At 40.8% G+C, this 16,365-nt stretch carries 15 protein-coding genes; 7 read left to right on the top strand and 8 right to left on the bottom strand.

Going from position 1 to position 16,365, the window contains the following annotated elements; all coding sequences use genetic code 11:
* Positions 1–114: 114 nt before the first annotated feature.
* Positions 115–567: an RcnB family protein gene (locus VXQ11_RS04945; protein WP_416705549.1), complete on the bottom strand. Its 453-nt coding sequence runs from the start codon at positions 565–567 to the stop codon at positions 115–117.
* A 179-nt stretch (positions 568–746) separates the two neighbouring features.
* Between VXQ11_RS04945 and VXQ11_RS04940 the strand changes: the two genes are divergently transcribed.
* Positions 747–1,205 carry a hypothetical protein gene (locus VXQ11_RS04940; RefSeq protein ID WP_064094746.1) on the top strand — a complete coding sequence of 153 codons (459 nt, stop codon included), beginning with the start codon at positions 747–749 and terminating at the stop codon, positions 1,203–1,205.
* Positions 1,206–1,289: 84 nt separating this feature from the next.
* On the opposite strand, the gene VXQ11_RS04935 is transcribed toward VXQ11_RS04940, so the two are convergent.
* Positions 1,290–2,753 carry a phospholipase D family protein gene (locus tag VXQ11_RS04935; RefSeq protein WP_191730406.1) on the bottom strand — a complete coding sequence of 488 codons (1,464 nt, stop codon included), beginning with the start codon at positions 2,751–2,753 and terminating at the stop codon, positions 1,290–1,292.
* A gap of 105 nt (positions 2,754–2,858) precedes the next feature.
* Positions 2,859–4,997 carry a zinc piracy TonB-dependent receptor ZnuD gene (znuD, locus tag VXQ11_RS04930; RefSeq protein WP_191730405.1) on the bottom strand — a complete coding sequence of 713 codons (2,139 nt, stop codon included), beginning with the start codon at positions 4,995–4,997 and terminating at the stop codon, positions 2,859–2,861.
* Between the two features lie 141 nt (positions 4,998–5,138).
* Between znuD and VXQ11_RS04925 the strand changes: the two genes are divergently transcribed.
* The 4 genes from VXQ11_RS04925 (at position 5,139) to VXQ11_RS04910 (ending at position 9,077) form a co-directional block, all read left to right on the top strand.
* Positions 5,139–5,903 carry a DUF4184 family protein gene (locus VXQ11_RS04925; RefSeq protein WP_144724112.1) on the top strand — a complete coding sequence of 255 codons (765 nt, stop codon included), beginning with the start codon at positions 5,139–5,141 and terminating at the stop codon, positions 5,901–5,903.
* A gap of 162 nt (positions 5,904–6,065) precedes the next feature.
* Positions 6,066–7,850, top strand: coding sequence for an aspartate--tRNA ligase (aspS, locus tag VXQ11_RS04920; protein ID WP_064094750.1), 1,785 nt, complete (start codon positions 6,066–6,068; stop codon positions 7,848–7,850).
* A 114-nt stretch (positions 7,851–7,964) separates the two neighbouring features.
* A complete protein-coding gene (locus VXQ11_RS04915; RefSeq protein ID WP_004278319.1) occupies positions 7,965–8,186 on the top strand; it encodes a hypothetical protein in 222 nt (73 codons plus the stop codon).
* Positions 8,187–8,204: 18 nt separating this feature from the next.
* The gene (locus VXQ11_RS04910) at positions 8,205–9,077 is read left to right on the top strand and encodes a lysophospholipid acyltransferase family protein (RefSeq protein WP_416680363.1); all 873 of its coding nucleotides are present in this window, start codon (positions 8,205–8,207) and stop codon (positions 9,075–9,077) included.
* Positions 9,078–9,098: 21 nt separating this feature from the next.
* Here VXQ11_RS04910 and VXQ11_RS04905 read toward each other — a convergent pair whose 3' ends face one another.
* Positions 9,099–10,064 (bottom strand): glycosyltransferase family 2 protein, encoded by a 966-nt coding sequence (locus VXQ11_RS04905; RefSeq protein WP_416680364.1) that lies wholly within the window; start codon positions 10,062–10,064, stop codon positions 9,099–9,101.
* Positions 10,065–10,723: 659 nt separating this feature from the next.
* On the opposite strand from VXQ11_RS04905, the gene VXQ11_RS04900 reads away from it, so the two are divergent.
* Positions 10,724–11,848 carry a glycosyltransferase gene (locus VXQ11_RS04900; RefSeq protein ID WP_416705548.1) on the top strand — a complete coding sequence of 375 codons (1,125 nt, stop codon included), beginning with the start codon at positions 10,724–10,726 and terminating at the stop codon, positions 11,846–11,848.
* Between the two features lies 1 nt (position 11,849).
* Positions 11,850–12,872, top strand: a complete 1,023-nt coding sequence (locus VXQ11_RS04895; protein ID WP_416705547.1) for a glycosyltransferase family 2 protein — start codon at positions 11,850–11,852, stop codon at positions 12,870–12,872.
* A 15-nt stretch (positions 12,873–12,887) separates the two neighbouring features.
* Here the strand turns inward: VXQ11_RS04895 and VXQ11_RS04890 are convergent, their stop codons facing one another.
* From VXQ11_RS04890 to VXQ11_RS04875, 4 genes are read right to left on the bottom strand one after another with little or no spacing between them, the layout of a single operon-like run.
* Positions 12,888–13,940, bottom strand: coding sequence for a glycosyltransferase (locus VXQ11_RS04890; RefSeq protein WP_416680365.1), 1,053 nt, complete (start codon positions 13,938–13,940; stop codon positions 12,888–12,890).
* A gap of 6 nt (positions 13,941–13,946) precedes the next feature.
* A complete protein-coding gene (locus tag VXQ11_RS04885; protein ID WP_416705546.1) occupies positions 13,947–14,759 on the bottom strand; it encodes a glycosyltransferase family 25 protein in 813 nt (270 codons plus the stop codon).
* Positions 14,760–14,761: 2 nt separating this feature from the next.
* Positions 14,762–15,505, bottom strand: a complete 744-nt coding sequence (locus tag VXQ11_RS04880; protein WP_416705545.1) for a hypothetical protein — start codon at positions 15,503–15,505, stop codon at positions 14,762–14,764.
* Between the two features lie 38 nt (positions 15,506–15,543).
* Positions 15,544–16,266: a glycosyltransferase gene (locus VXQ11_RS04875; RefSeq protein ID WP_416705544.1), complete on the bottom strand. Its 723-nt coding sequence runs from the start codon at positions 16,264–16,266 to the stop codon at positions 15,544–15,546.
* Positions 16,267–16,365: the final 99 nt, after the last annotated feature.

Raw genomic sequence — 16,365 nt, 5'->3', positions numbered from 1 at the left:
AGGGTTTAGGACTATTGATCTCAAGTAACCTCTCCTCACGGGAGAGGAAACTATTTTGGTCTTTCTGGTTATTTACGTTTATAACTGAATTATCCGTTCAGAATTTAGAACAGTTTAACGATTTGACATCAGCACATAGCGTCCGTTTTCATAAATCCAGTAGCTGCCACGCGGTGGTGCTGGTAACCCTAAACGCTGCCAATCGGTAATTACCGTATATCTCGAACTTTCAATCCGGGCAACATTCGGATCACCATTGACCCAGCTATAACTATTCGAATTTTGATAAATAGTGGTCGGTGCCTGATACTGAATATTGAGGCCGCTTTGACTCTGCGCAGGCGGATAACCCCAATGTGATGGGTGTTGCGGGTAATGTGGTCGCGGTGGCACCGGACGTTGCGGATGATGCTGCCGTGGTGGATCATAAGGTCGTGGTGCACTACGATAATTCGGTACAGAACGGTCTACACCACTGTAGCCCACCCAGGCATTTCCAGCCATACTCTGTGCAGAAGCTCCCAATAGCAATGTAGCGAATATTGCACCCGATAATACTATTTTCATTTGAGCTTCCTCTAAATATCCTGATTATATTTTAAACAAAATAAATGCAGGAAATATGAATAAGCTTGTAGGACCTGCAATTTTTTGTAATGCGCTTGCATGTTTTCATTCTGGCAGGCACATCGGCAGGCGGCTGCTTTATGCTAAAATTGCTTTTTTAATGTTTCGAGTTGAATACCGTGGCTGATTTAAATTTCGATCGTTTATATGAATATTTTTCTAAAGTGCCGAGTGTTCAGAAAGAGCGAATTGATAGCTATGGCTCAGATGGCAAACAAGCATGGTGGTTTAAATTTCAGATTAATGTAGATCATCCGCTGGCGTGGCAAACTGTGCAAGAGCTGGGACATGTCCTAAATTATATTTCTAAAAATGAACGTCTTCCGACTCAGTTTCTTCCCGTATCACCTCCACCGTACATGAATGGGGTTGCCAAAGATTTCCTGTCCTGGGTGATCCAGTGTAATCACGCTGATTTCCCGCCAGACGTGGTCTGTGACTGGCTAGAAGCGCGTCTACCCAATCCGGTCGATGATGAAACCCAATGGAAAATTAAAACTGATATTTCTGAACTGGATCAATTAACGGATAAAGAGCTGGATCAGCTGGTTCCGCCAAATCCAGAATCAAAAAGCTGATCATAAAATATCTCCCTAAGTCCCTCTTTTTCAAAGAGGGACTTTCCTCCCATTTTTTAAAGAGAGGTCAGGAGGAATTTAAAATCAAAACGTCGACCAGCCACTCCATTCCATAAAGCGGTACAGCCAGTATTTCCATCGTGAATCATCCTGATAGGCAGCATAATCAAGACTTGCTTTTTGGCCATTCTGGTTCGACCAAGAACTATTAAAATAACGCTGGGCATCGACGAACACACTCGCCTGTGATGACCCAACTACACGCAAATCAGTTTCCAGATTATAGTTTTTCAGGTTACGGGCTGTGAAATTGGCTGAACCTAAAATCATTTCAGCTTGCTGGGTATTACGCTTGATGATCATCTTGCTATGACATTGCTCCCCTTGGGTATTACACCAACGTACCGGAATGCCAGCCTGATGCAGTTCCCAAGCCACCTGCCGGTTTGGAATCCCGTTCTTTTCACGGCCAAAAGCATCTTTGTTGGGATCGAGCAAAACCCGAACCTTGACACCACGATCATGAGCCGCGATCAGGCTTTTAATAATTTTGCGTTCAGACAGATAAAACATCGCCAGATCAATCTGTTCATTGGCTTTTGCCGTCTGGATCAGGTTCAGAATCGCGTCATAAATGGCTTTTTCTGTCAGCACCTGCACCTGTGGCTGGGTATTCTCTGCCTGAAAATCCCCCGCAACGATCGCTGGCATATTGGCATGTGACATCATGCCTACAGACTGTTCCGTTTTCAGAATGTCTACGGCTGTAGTCCCCCAGACTAACAAGCCAATATTGGAATGCCGTGAACTGCCATCATGCGGGTTCATGGAGGTGACTAGAGCTTTCCAGCCCTGATCGGTATCCACCACTAAAGTTTTACGATGATTGGCTTTAAAGTTAAATAAATCAAAATAACTGCGCAGGGTAATTTTTTCTGGTCCAAATGGATTTGGTAACCAGCCTTTTTCCGGGTTATTGCCAATGCCCTGGCAACATAAATACCAGAAGCCTGACCAGCCCGGATTGGAAGCCCGTAAAGGAAGAAGATTGGTTTCAATGACATCGATGCCGTGCTGGCGCAACTCCCGATACTGTTCGGACTTGACCCCGCCATAGACCGAATTGATCGGATCAGTAATAAACTTGATTTCCACCTCGGGCTGTACCAGACGTTTACTGACCAGAGCATCCGTCAGCTGTTGACTCAATGCCTGATGCTCCTGTTTCGAGGTTCCGGTTTGCTGATTAAACAAAAACATATCCAGCACAATCAGTGATTTGGCCTCTTCAATCATTTTCAGCATTTCATTGAAAATGCGATGATCCAGATGCTGTTTTCCTTCTGCATCCAGATAGGTCTGATCGGCCAGAAACTTGACTTCGGCATGACGCAGCTTGCCCGTGTAATTCAAGCCTTCCGGTAAAGGCTTATAAGTATGATAAATGGCAGATGCCAGATAACTGACTGCCAGCAGACTGATGGCTAAGGCCGCATAACGGCGAGTCGACCAGTTCAGTTTATTGTGAATTCGTTGAAAGATACGCATAAGAAAAAACCTAACCCAATATGTTCAGGCTAGGTTTTATCTGATGATTTTTCAAGTAGATTTCAGTGATCTCTATTTGATTTGACCTGTTAGTTTATGAATATATTAGAAATCATACTGCAGGCCGACGGTAAAGTTGCGACCCACCTGAGGAATATTGGACAGGAATGAAGTATGTGAATACACCTGATCATCAAGCAGATTATTGGCTTTGAAATAAACCCGGTAAGCATTTTTATCTGCGATGCTATTGGCATAACTTAAGCCAACATTCACCATATTGTAGCCTTGGGTTTCATTTTCATAACTGGCAATCTTGTCCTGATTAAAGACATGATAATATTCAGCCAGACCTGACCAGCCATCGGCAAAGTCTGCTTCAACTTTGGTGCCTAAACGACCCGCGGGTACACGTGGTGCATTCTCAGCTTCAATCTTGCCACGCACATAGTCACCGAAAACACTGACTTTATACATGTCATTGATCTGGTAACCTGCCTGTGCCTCAGTCCCATAGAATCTGGCTTTGTCTTGGGTATACTGCACACCGCGTAAATTACCTTTCTGCGCTATTGTTTCGCCATAAATATAATCATCGAACCAGTTGTGATACACATGCACATGGTAATCCAGCTGATCGCCTTCATAATGCAGACCCAATTCAAGATTATTTGAAGTTTCTTTATCGAGATCAGGGTTACCGAGTTCATACGTATTGGTGGCAAAATGCAGGCCATCCGCGTACAGCTCTTGGGCCAAAGGCAAACGCTGCTGATGTGATCCCACCACAGAAAGCTTGTAGTTCGGTGCAAATTCCCAGTTGGCCGCAGCAGATGCAGATACGCCAGTGCCTGAATAATCTTTCTGCTCAGAATCCACTTTCACTTTTTGATGTTCAACGCGTGCGCCCAACTCGACATGCACATCGCCAAACTGTTTATGTTCCAAAGCAAATAAGCTGTATTTCTGGGTTTTGGTGTCTGGCATGAACACATCATGATTATGACCAGCGTGTTCGCTATGATCATGCTCATGTCCTTCATCATCATGCTCGTCATGGCCATGGGATTCTGGAGCGGATAAATTAATTTTCTGCTGTGAAAGCTGGGTTCCAACTACCCCTTCCCAGCCTGCAACTGGCACATGCACCAGTTCTAAACGGCCGTCATAGCCCTTACTTTTAAAATTACTGATCACTTCGCTTTCTTCAAGCTCATCATGTTCATAGTCAGTAAAGCTGGCATGCGCACGCAGTTTTTCAACACCGGCAAATGGTTGCTCCAGTTCGGTACGCACCTCATAACGCTCGGATTTTAAATCCACCCAAGGGCCAGCTGTTTCTTCATGATCGTGCTCATCTTCATCTGGTTTTGGGCAGTGAAAATGATCTCCATGAATTTCACAGCCATGATATTCATGACTATGACCGGGCAAGCCATACTGATCCTGACGGTTGCTATAAGACAGACCAACAAAACCACGGTCATGAATCCATGAACCGCCAATATTCACCGTTTGTCCTTCGGCAAAGGTATTGCCTACACGGCGTTCTTTATGAAAATGGGAGTGATCTCCATGCGGCTCTTCGACCACATAATCCGGAGCAATATAATCATTAGCTTTACGTTTTGAACCTTCTACCCGCAAAGCAAAGCTTTCACCAATACCTGCTGTCACACCAGCACTCGCCAGTTTCTCGTCACTGCCTGAGTTATAACGTAGACCCACTGTACCTTCCAGACCATCTTCAGGCATTTGGGTCGGAATTTTCTGATCGGTGACATTTACCAGACCACCGACTGTACCGGCACCATAAAGTAGCGTAGATGGACCACGAATCACTTCAACCTGTTTGGCAAGAATCGGATCAACGGTGACAGCATGGTCAGGAGACAAAGTGGACACATCCGCTGTTTCAGACGCATGCTGCAATACTTTTATGCGTGGGCCATCCTGACCACGAATAACGGGACGGCTGGCACCGCTGCCAAACTGATTGGAATAAACCCCCAGCTCATCTGCCAAGGCATCACCAATGGTCGTCGCCCGTTCAGACAGCGCTTTCTGATCTACAACATGATCTGCAACCGCAAAATCTGCCGCTGTTTGCACCAATGGATGAGCTTGCACCTGAATGGTATCCAAAGTCTGTACAGGTATTGAAGATAAAGTTTGTTCTGCAAATACCGTAGGCGCAGCTATAGCAAAAATTGACAGTGTTATTAGATTCTTAGGAAAGGACATGACCGAAGCTCAAATTCAGTATTTTGGATGAATGTTATAATATAACATTTCATTATTTTTGCAATCCTTTACGATAATGAGCTGAATATTTTATTAGAATGTCTTTTGAATATTTTTTATTACATTAAAAACACTATTTTTATGCCCTTTACCTTATCGCATGCTGTGCTTGCTCCCCCCATTTCACGTTTAAGCGGAAACCGGCTTCCGATTGCTGCACTGGCGATTGGCTGTATGGTGCCCGATTTATATCGTCTCTTTACTTCGAGCAATTCAAATATCACGCATTTATGGTCTTCACTGATACATCCTGACCTGTGGATCGGACTTGTTTTCTGCATGATCTGGTATGGTCTATATCGCCCAGCCATTTACCGTTTCATCGGTATTCAGCATGAGTTAAATATTTGCAGCATCCTTTCAGCATTAAAGTTTTTCTTGGCAGTTTGTCTTGCACTGATTGTCGGTACAGCAAGCCATTTAATCTGGGATGGACTAACGCATGTCGACTTTCGTACTTTTGCCTTTCATGATTTTTTAGCCCAACAGTTTCAGCTGTTTGGCAACAGTTATCCCTTGCATCGGATTTTACAGATCGGCACATCCGTGATTGTTTTGCCGTTTATGCTGTGGATGAGTGTGCACTACTATAAAAAGCATCAGCAATATCTGGCAGTCAGCCGAAAAATCAAAGTGTTTGCGTGGAGCTTAGTTCTGTTTTCTGTATTGACCGGCCTGTTTTCTGTTTGGGATTATGCGCGCTATATTCCTACAGATGTCTGGCGATCGGATCTGTACTATTTTACTGGCCGCTCGATCAATGAATTTAGTCAGGGCTTTCTGATCACCTTCAGTCTGGGTTGTTTATTGTTTTTATTTTTGGACAGAGATCGCCGGATGGGTTAAATAAAGCACTGGCTCCAGGTTCTTTCACCGTAAAATAATATTGTTTTTGACTCAAGTTCTTGTGACAACATGCCCAAAGAGGCATAATCTTAACTTTACTCAAAGCGGTACGCTGTTTACGTATTCGCTGACCTTAAACCATATAGTTGGATTTCTAACGCTATGATGCGAACTCATTACTGCGGTTCTTTAACCGAAGCTCAAATTGACCAGACCGTAACATTATGCGGTTGGGTGCACCGTCGCCGTGACCACGGTGGTGTCATCTTCCTTGACATGCGTGACCGTGATGGTCTTGTTCAAGTGGTCATTGACCCGGATACTCCTGAAGCATTCGCAACTGCTGATAAAGTACGTTCAGAATTTGTCTTAAAAATTACAGGCCGTGTACGTCGCCGTTATGCAGGCACAGAAAATGCCAATATGGTGAGTGGTCAAATCGAAGTTCTGGGTAAAGAAATTGAAGTTCTTGCTGCGTCTGAAACTCCGCCATTCCCGCTGAATGACGAAAACACCAATATTTCTGAAGAAATTCGTCTGAAATACCGCTTCCTGGACATCCGTCGTCCAGAAATGCTAGATCGCCTACGTTTCCGTTCTAAATTGACTAACCTGATTCGTAACTACTTCGAGGACAATGGTTTCCTGGACGTTGAAACTCCGATCTTGACTCGTGCGACTCCTGAAGGTGCACGTGACTACTTAGTGCCTAGCCGTGTATCTAACGGTAGCTTCTATGCACTACCACAGTCTCCACAGCTGTTCAAACAGTTGTTGATGGTGGGTGGTATAGATCGTTACTACCAAATTGCTAAATGTTTCCGTGACGAAGACTTGCGTGCTGACCGTCAGCCTGAATTCACACAAATCGACGTCGAAACATCGTTCATGAGTGACGATGACATCATGGATTTAATGGAAACTTTAACGATCAAGATGTTCAAAGAACTTCTAAACGTTGAGTTTGATAAATTCCCACGTATGACATACAACGATGCAATGCGTGACTATGCATCTGACAAACCAGATATGCGTATTCCTTTGAAATTGGTTGACGTTGCAGACTTGATGCAAGACGTTGAGTTCAAAGTATTCGCAGGTCCTGCTAAAGATCCTAAAGGCCGTATCGTTGCACTTCGTGTACCGGGTGCTGGTTCACTCCCACGTAGCGCGATTGATGAATATACCAAATTTGTAGGCATCTACGGTGCACGCGGTTTGGCTTATATCAAAGTCAACGAACTTGAAAAAGGTATCGAAGGCTTACAATCTCCAATCGTGAAATTCATCGAGCCAATCGTGCTGGATCTATTGAAACGTGTGGGCGCTGAAAATGGCGATATCGTGTTCTTTGGTGCGGACAAAGCCAAAGTTGTAAATGATGCAATGGGCGCGCTTCGTGTGAAGATCGGTCATGACATGAATCTTGCGACTTGCGAGTGGGCTCCGCTTTGGGTCGTTGATTTCCCAATGTTCGAAGAAACAGATGACGGCAAATGGACCTCTGTTCACCACCCGTTCACGCTGCCTAAATCAAGCGTTGAAGAAGTGAAGAATAACCCAGGTGCTGCACTTTCGGTTGCGTACGATATGGTATTGAATGGTACTGAAATCGGTGGTGGTTCACTGCGTATCTATAACCTTGAAATGCAAAAAGCCATCTTTGAAGCATTAGGTATTTCTGAAGAAGAAGCAGAAGAGAAATTCAGCTTCTTGCTAAATGCCTTACGTTATGGTGCGCCTCCCCATGGTGGTCTGGCCTTCGGTCTTGACCGTCTGGTGATGTTGATGACAGGTGCATCTTCAATTCGTGACGTAATTGCATTCCCGAAAACCAAAACTGCTGAATGTCCATTGACTCAAGCACCAGCACCAGTTGAATCAAACCAACTGCGTGACCTTGGTATTCGCTTGCGTGAAAAACCAAAAGCTGAATCTCAAGAATAATTCTTGACGTTTTAAGTGAAAAAGCCCTGCCTTGAGTGGGGCTTTTTTGTAAGATTGAGTCGCATCTGGAACAGTGGCATAATAGCCATAGTTTTTAATCTAAGGTAATTAGCAATGGCTATGCGTCCTGCAGTTCGTAATCGCAGCATTATGCTTATTGTATTTTCAGTGGTTCAATGGCTGTTCATGCGCTATATCCTTGCCAACAATCTGTTCAATCTCGATACCAACGACCGTATTGTATATTTTTGCCTGAGTAGTATTTTAGGTGCCCTGCTGATTTTTGTGGGTTTGATTTATATGGTGCTGAAGGGCAATCCGGATAAAGATCTATAATCTGACCGTCTGGATCACATGTACACCATACTCAAAAATTTCTCCAAGCTTCCGTTAAGATTCATTCAAAATCTTGCACAACTGGCCGGATCTCTTTTGTATCTCAGCCATTCTTCTGCACGCCAGGTGACAGAGATTAATCTGGCATCTGCCTACCCTGACCTATCTGAAGCTGAACGGGCTGATTTAACAAAACGCAGTCTGAAAAGTCAGTGCATGACCTATGCAGAATCAGTCAAGATTTGGGGCTCATCTCCTGAATACGCGCTGTCTTTAATTCAGGATGTGCATGGCGAAGATATTTTCCTGCAAGCTTTGCAAAATCCTCATGGCTGTTTGGCCGTGGTGCCACATTTTGGTACGTGGGAGCTGTTGAATGTCTGGGTGAATCAACACACCTCTCCTGTGATTATGTACAAACCCAGCAAGAATGAAGACATCGATCGTTTTATGCTGCAAGCCAGACAACGGCTCAAGGCGACCCTTGTTCCAACAGATGATTCTGGTGTACGTGCTGTGTTTAAGCATCTTAAGCAAGGTGGTTTTTCTGCAATTTTGCCAGACCATGTTCCTAAAGAATCCGGGGGAATTTATTCTTATTTTTATGGCCAGAACGCTTTATCTTCTACCTTGCTTTCCAAACTGGCAGCTAAAACACAATGTTCAGTGGTCGGGCTGAGTTGCCTCAGACGCAAGGATCTTTCAGGCTATGATATTGTGGTGACCCCAATTTCTGACGATATTTTATCGAAAGATTTACAGCTTTCTGTAGATACTTTAAATAAAGAAATGGAGCGTATGATTAATGTCGCGCCAGAACAGTATTTGTGGGGTTACAAGAGATTCAGACGTCTAGCAGGCGGTGTTAATCTTTATAAACCGACTCATTAAAATTATGTGGTGTAATAATTGTCAGAAGATAGACCGTCGCGAACTGAGCCAGTTTTTATACCAGTAGAACAGTTTTGGATATTGTAGCATCAGTCGCTTTTCCCGGTTCAAATGCTGTAATTTATCCTGGAAATAATCCAGATCGTGATGAATACGATGTAAAAATTTGCTGTAGATAGCAAAACCCAGTTTAAGGTTCCGTTCAAACAGGGCCAAAATGAGGTGCTCATACAATATCTGGAAATAGGGATTTTCTAACTTATCTCTATACAGGCTTAAGCCATATTCCAGACTCTTGATATGTTCTGGCTTAATTTCACCATTGGTAATACTGTCTGCCCTGTAACGGTACCTGAACAGAGGCTCGGCAATTTCATAAATGATGAGGCCTTTACGATACAGGAATGGAATCGACAGCATGTCTTCGTAGAAATGATTTGGTGGAAACTGAAAGTCCTTTAAAAGTTTACGGTTATACACTCTTAACCATGTATACCAATAGTTTTTAAGAAACACGCGTTTTAAATAATCTGTATCGGCATAAACCAAGCCTGTCTGTTCAGCCAGTACCAGCGGTTTAGTCCCATACTGTTTATTTTCCATCAGTGCATTAAAGTGAATTAATTCCACCTCTGGTGCCTGCCTAATGACCTCTAAAATACGCGCTACAAAATGAGGCTCAACATAATCATCAGAATCCAGATAGGCAATATACTGCCCCTTCGCCACCGCATAACCATTATTACGCGCCATGCTAAGACCCTGATTTTCTTGGTGGATAATACAGATCTTGGCCTGAGATGAATGGGTAGCAAGATAGGCTTCCAAAATTTCTATTGAACGGTCTTTACAGCCATCATCGACAATAATGCATTCGACCTCTGAACTCAGCTGGGGTAATAATGATGTAATACAAGCTTCAATATAGTCCTCTACCCCATATACAGGGATAATGATAGATAACACATAAGGATAGCTTGAACTCATTTTTTTCTTCACTCAAATTTAACTAAGCCTTTATTATTGCTTTTATCAGAAATTTTTCTTCTTATTGAGGTATTTTTGTTCTAGCCGGAGTGTTAAGTGTAAGTACCCGTATACAGATATAGCTAACTTTATAATCAATATATAAGCATCATGCAAAGGAGCCATACTTTTGCAGCTTACACCCTTTGGTTCGGATGGATAATCATAGTGATGACTGTCGTTGAATGCCAAGGCACGCAAAATAGCAGTACTACAACTCTTCGAAAGCGATAGACGCCATTATGACTTATACATGCGGGTTATAAAGCTGATGAAAATAATCTGACGTCTGGTGCTTAAGCAGCTTTAAAAATCAAAACAGTCTGTATTTATCAAATGGCATCTAAAAAATCAATATTCAGTGATCAGGCCAAATTACCTTAGACACGGTACATTAGCAGGTTATGATATTGTGACCGCCCCAATTTACGGTGACCTTTCATCAAAAGATTTACATTTCTCTGTCAATATCTTAAATCAAAAACAGAAAGTGTGATTTATATCACTCTAAAACAGTATTTGTCAGGATATAATCAGTGGAGAGCCTTACAAGACATGCGTAAAAATCTTTATAATAAAGATTATCAATAAATTTCTACTTAATAAATCTATAGCGTCTGATGAAAAAAGAATTTAATCAATACCATATATTATTTATAGTGGATCATCTTAAAGGAGGGGGTGCAGAAAAAATTCTTCTTGATACCGCTACAAATTTAGAAAAGACTGGGCATCAAGTCACGGTTGTACCATTAAATCATCATGAGATTAAAATGGACATTCCCACGAATCTTAACTTCATACAAGAAAGTTTTAATCAGTGTATTTGTTCAGGTAAATTACTCAGAAAACGAGAAACACCAACAGCCGATATAGAAAAGATTAATACAATAATTTCAGATATACAGCCGGATCTTATTATTTTATCGCATGCATTTGCATTCTGTCTTTCCGATTTTATCAGTGGAAATATATGGTTATGGATACATGGCGAGATTTTCAAATCATCCAGAAAACAGACCAATAATCCTTTCAGATGGTATAAAGAATACCGAAGACATTATCTCGATAAGAAATATTTTATTAAACTTTTTGACGGAAAAAATATTATTACCGTTAACCAGAATCTGGAAAAAGATTATAAGCACTTATTACCCCACTCACAAATTTTAACAATTTATAATGGTCTTGATATAAAACATATTGAGCAACAAAAATTAATAGAAGCCCAAAAGATCTGGGATTGCATATTTGTTGGTCGTTTAAGCCAGGAAAAACAGCCAGAACATGCTATCAGGGCATTTGCAAAATCTCAAAAAGCGAAAAACCTGCTGATTGTAGGAGAGGGTGATTTAAAGCCTTCACTACAGGATTTATGTAAACAACTAAATATTGAAAGTCGCGTAGAATTTATGGGATGGGTCAACAATCCGTATCCATATATTCAGCAAAGTCGGTTATTAATTTCCAGCTCGGGCAGTGAAGGTTATGGTTTAGTCATCTCAGAAGCACTTTACCTTGATGTTCCTGTAATTGCCTATAATGTAAGCGATGCGATTTCTCACCAATTGAGCATCGCAAATTTAGAAGAAAATTTGGTTACTCCCCAAAATATAGATGAATTGGCAGAGAAAATAGATCAAAATCTGAATCAAACCTATCGTACTTCTTTTGAGAAAAAACTGCTCTCAAATGAAACGATGGTTAATAAATTTTTAAACCTTATCAAGAATGATCATTACTAAAATGCTTTATTTAACTATCATCATCCCCATTTATAATGTTGAGAAGTATATTGTTGACTGTCTTCAAAGCATCATCGACCAGTTAGATGATCGGATTGAGATTCTATGTATTGACGATGGCTCAACAGATCATTCTATTGAAATTTTAAAAGATTATTTGAATCAGCAACCTAAATCTCTCGTAAAAAATATCAGAATCTTTCAACAGAAAAATTCAGGTGTCAGTTCTGCTAGGAATCTCGGTATTTCACATGCAAAAGGTACATATCTTACTTTCGTGGATCCAGACGATGTACTTTTAGAGACTTACGTTAAAGAGATAAATTTAGCTCTTTTAAATAATGTAGATGTAGTGAGTTTTGGATATAAAAAGCTTTCTGAAGATTTAAAATCAAGTACTGATCAATTTATTCCTCACATTGTCAATCAACAGATTAGTAATTTACCCAGCAGTGAAAATGCTCTCATTGAAATTTTCAACTATAATCGCTGGTTTTCTGGAATTCATGTCTATAAAACCAGCCTGTTTAAAGATACTAAATTCCCAGAACTAACTCACTATGAAGATGCAGCAACCATTCCAAGTATAATGATAAAAGCCACATCATTTTATACGATTCCTAAACCCTTATATGGATACCGGATACGCTCAAGTAGTGCTACAAACTCTAAACAAGGTGCTAATATTGATAAGTCGCTGGCCTGTCTCGAACAACTTATTCCAATACTCATTGAGAAAACCAAGGTACAGGCGATTTTTATCATTCCATTAATGCATTTTTTTTATATTTATATCCATCAAAGTACCAAATACAAAAATAAGCAGACTGCAAAACTGAACTGGAAAAAATTTTCTCAACAAATTCAGCAATTGCCTTTTTCTGGCAAATTAATCAAAAATGAGCATAATCGACTTTTATACCAGTGCTTAAATTTGGGAATAAATGGGTTTTACCTGTCCAAATTAATGAGTCGCCTTTTACGTTCCCTCAAAAAGCGCTTAAGGAAGCCTTATCATCAATAATCAGCTTTAAATAATTTAAATAATGAGATCTAAATATTGGCTGGCTGCATAATCAGGTAAAAATTTTCGATCCAACCTAACTGGATTATTATCTGTTTGCTGTGAATATGCAGAAATTTTATCTGATAATGCCGAAATGTCGCCAGGTTTAACCAAACAATCAGATGGCAAAATTTCATTGGGACCTGATGGGCAATCAGTACTAATTACAGGTGTACCCAAAGCTAAAGATTCTAAAATGACCAACCCCAACCCTTCAAAATCAGATGACAACACCATAAATTTTGCATGCTTCATATAGGGATAGGGATTTTTTTTAAAACCTGTAAAAACAACTTTATCTTCAATACCTAACTCTTTAACTAGTCTTTGAGATGCCTCTAATAATTCGCCCGTACCCACCAAAACCAATTTTTCCTGAACATTCGCTTTTGCATACGCTTTAATTAAAACATCATGGCGCTTCTGTTGTTTAAATTTTCCAACATTCACAATATAGGGTGGATCAATATCTGGCACATATTCGTTAGCTGTTGAAACGACTTGCTTAACATCAATCGGGTTATAAATAGTGGTTATTTTACTTTTACGGCCAAAAACCTCAATAAAATCTTTCTCAACACCTTGACTGACTGCTACGCATGGTTTCGCCAAATAAATCTTGGTCAGCTCTTTTCGCATCCCTTCCAGTCTTTCACCATATTCCAGACTGGTCGTGTTATGAATGACTAAATGAACATTAGGCAACTGGCTTTTAGACAAAATAAAATCGACAGGCAATAAGTTTGAAAGCACTAGATCAGGTGTGCCGATATTTTTTAGTACAAATTTATCAAATGCTTTGGCTGCAATACCGGAACGCATAAATTTAGGAATTGCACGATATTTTTGATAATCAAAAAAGTGGAGTTTTACGCCTTCAGGTATCGGTAAATCTATAATATTTTTAAAATAGACAATATGCGCTTCATGACCCGCATCAATTAAACCCTTTGCCAAAGTTAAAGCAAAACGTTCCGCCCCATTTCCCTGTAAAGTAAAAATAGCCAATACGATGGTTTTTTTCATACAGTATTAATCCTGAATAAATTTTTCTTGATTCAATTTAATCATTCTTTTTTCTGCTCTCCCCATCACTTGTAAATATCGTATCGCCATCGCAATTTGTCCCGCTAATCGTCTTTTTTTGAACTTGTATTTTTCTTTGATAGAGCTGAATTCAGGCTTAAAGTGTTCAGAACGGCCAATGGTCGAATCAAAACACCCTTGTTGCAGGAGGCCATATGCGCCAAGCTGGTCTTCTTGAATAATCACTGCAGGTTCAGCTTGCAAACAATGTAATTCATAAGCAGAAAATATAAATCCATCTGCAATTGCCGGTGCAGTTTTTGCCAAACGATTTAATAATTTTTGCGCGCCACTCGGGTAGAGGATATAACCTGCTGCTCCGGTACGATCTTGATATAAATCATATAATTTGACCTGAGTATGATCTAAGGTACACACGGGTGTCCGACTTATAATTTTTTTACGGCTTCTTACTTCCAGATTAATTAAGTCCACATCTGGAAATTGTTGCTGTTCAATTTCGTTTAAAATTTCTTTTGCATTGGAAGCCAGTACTGCATCATCTTCAAGAATTAAACAGGGCTGATTCCTTTTTAGTACTTCTTCCCAGGCTTTTTGGTGACTGAGAAAGCAAGCCACCTCAACTTTACGCAAAGGCCTTTGCCAGCCAAAACCGAATTTTTGGTATTGCTCTTCGCTCAGATCAGCAACTGAAAATGCTTCTAATATTTCAAAATCCAGTCCTAATTTCCCAAATTGTCTTTTTTGAAAATCACGACGATCCTGTGAACTTTTTAAATTGATAATTAAAGTATTCACAATTACCACCATCTCGTCTTTTCACGAGTGTGACGCTGTTTAAAACGTGAATATACATTATTATTCTGATCAAGCTGTAATCTGTCAAAAATCTCAATTACAATTTGACCCAGTTCATGGGCCTCACATATTTGCTCGAGACGCCAGCGCATATTACGTAAAGTATCATCAGTTCCAACCGCAAATGCAGCCGTACCATCAAACAAGGCATAACGCTGTTGCTGCAATAACTGCTGATGTTCCGGATTTACTGTTAAAGACTGGTCACATAAAAAACGTTCAGTTTCCTGTAGTTTAATAGTGTTGATCAGTACGACTGCATTCATCAGAATTGCTTGTAATAGCGGATCGTCTTCTAAATCAATAAAAGTATCACAGGCAGAAATTAACCAGCGTGTATTTAATGAAGCCAGTAAATAGTCACGCTCAGTCAACCATAATGCTTTAAATCTTGCATAATTATTCTGAACATCAACTTCACGACGAATGAGTACAATCAAGCTGGCATGATAATGATTGAGCGCAGACTGACCCACAAATTCCTGTTCAAGCTGTTCAATATGTTCATTTAAATCTTTAGCCGAACCATAGGTATAGCGAACTTCTTCACCACCAATCATCTGGTTTTTAAGTGCATCGAGGTCTACGTCATTAAACTGAGCGTAGACCTTGTCTGCCCCAAATCGACGTTGATGGCGACTAAATGAAAACCATTGTTCGAATTTACTTTTTTTTCTCACAGGCATTTGAAATCAAGTCTCTTCCAATCCTACATTTATTCCGCTTACTGCCACGCATCCTTAATCCACTGCGATGGCAGCACATAACGATACCATTTACCACCCCCACCATTCACTGCATCTGGCGGATTAATCTCACCATGAAAAACAATGATTTTGGCACCTTCAGGTTTTACCGGCGGCTTAAAATAAGCCATCGGAATTTTTTGCAGGCAATGATATTTGTAGCTCTTACACCAGCTCTCTGGCCAGTAGCTCAGTTTCTTCTCCCGATCTACATACCAAGACAGATAAGCCTGCTCATTACGGAATTTTTGACGAATTTCATCAAAATATTCACGGAAATAAGGTAACAGACCTGGGAAAGCACCCAGTTTAAACCGGTAAACCGAACTGTTACCGGTAATACGCCACGGCCGTTTCCAGTCATGAATAATCAGAAAGTCGCCCGGATAGGTAAAGAACTCATCGATATTATCGACAATCACCACATCAAGATCGAGGAAGAGTGCATTGCCTTCTAAACCATAAAGATCAGGTTCAAAAGTGGACAGCTTGTTCCAGCCACGCTCAGGCGCACCTTCAGGCAATGCCAAAGGTGGAATAGGGAAACATTGTACTGCAGGATCAATGCCTTCAGTACGATCCGTCAGACAGACCATTTTAAAGTCCACTGTCGTATGTCGTTTAACCATATTGTATAAACGATTGACGTATTCCGAACCGTATTTGGTTCCCCATTTCATACAAATAACGATGTTACTCATTGCGTATGCCTAAGCTCATCTTAAAATCTTCTTGATGCTGAATATGATGACATAAGTTCGGCAGAATAAGTACATCAGTTAAAAAAAACCTCTCAAATG

The sequence above is a fragment of the Acinetobacter sp. 197 genome (genome assembly GCF_048148385.1).
GTDB classification, from domain to species: Bacteria; Pseudomonadota; Gammaproteobacteria; order Pseudomonadales; family Moraxellaceae; genus Acinetobacter; species Acinetobacter pecorum.
The sequence above is the reverse complement of the archived record's forward strand: the minus strand, read 5'-3'. Positions and strand labels throughout refer to the sequence as shown.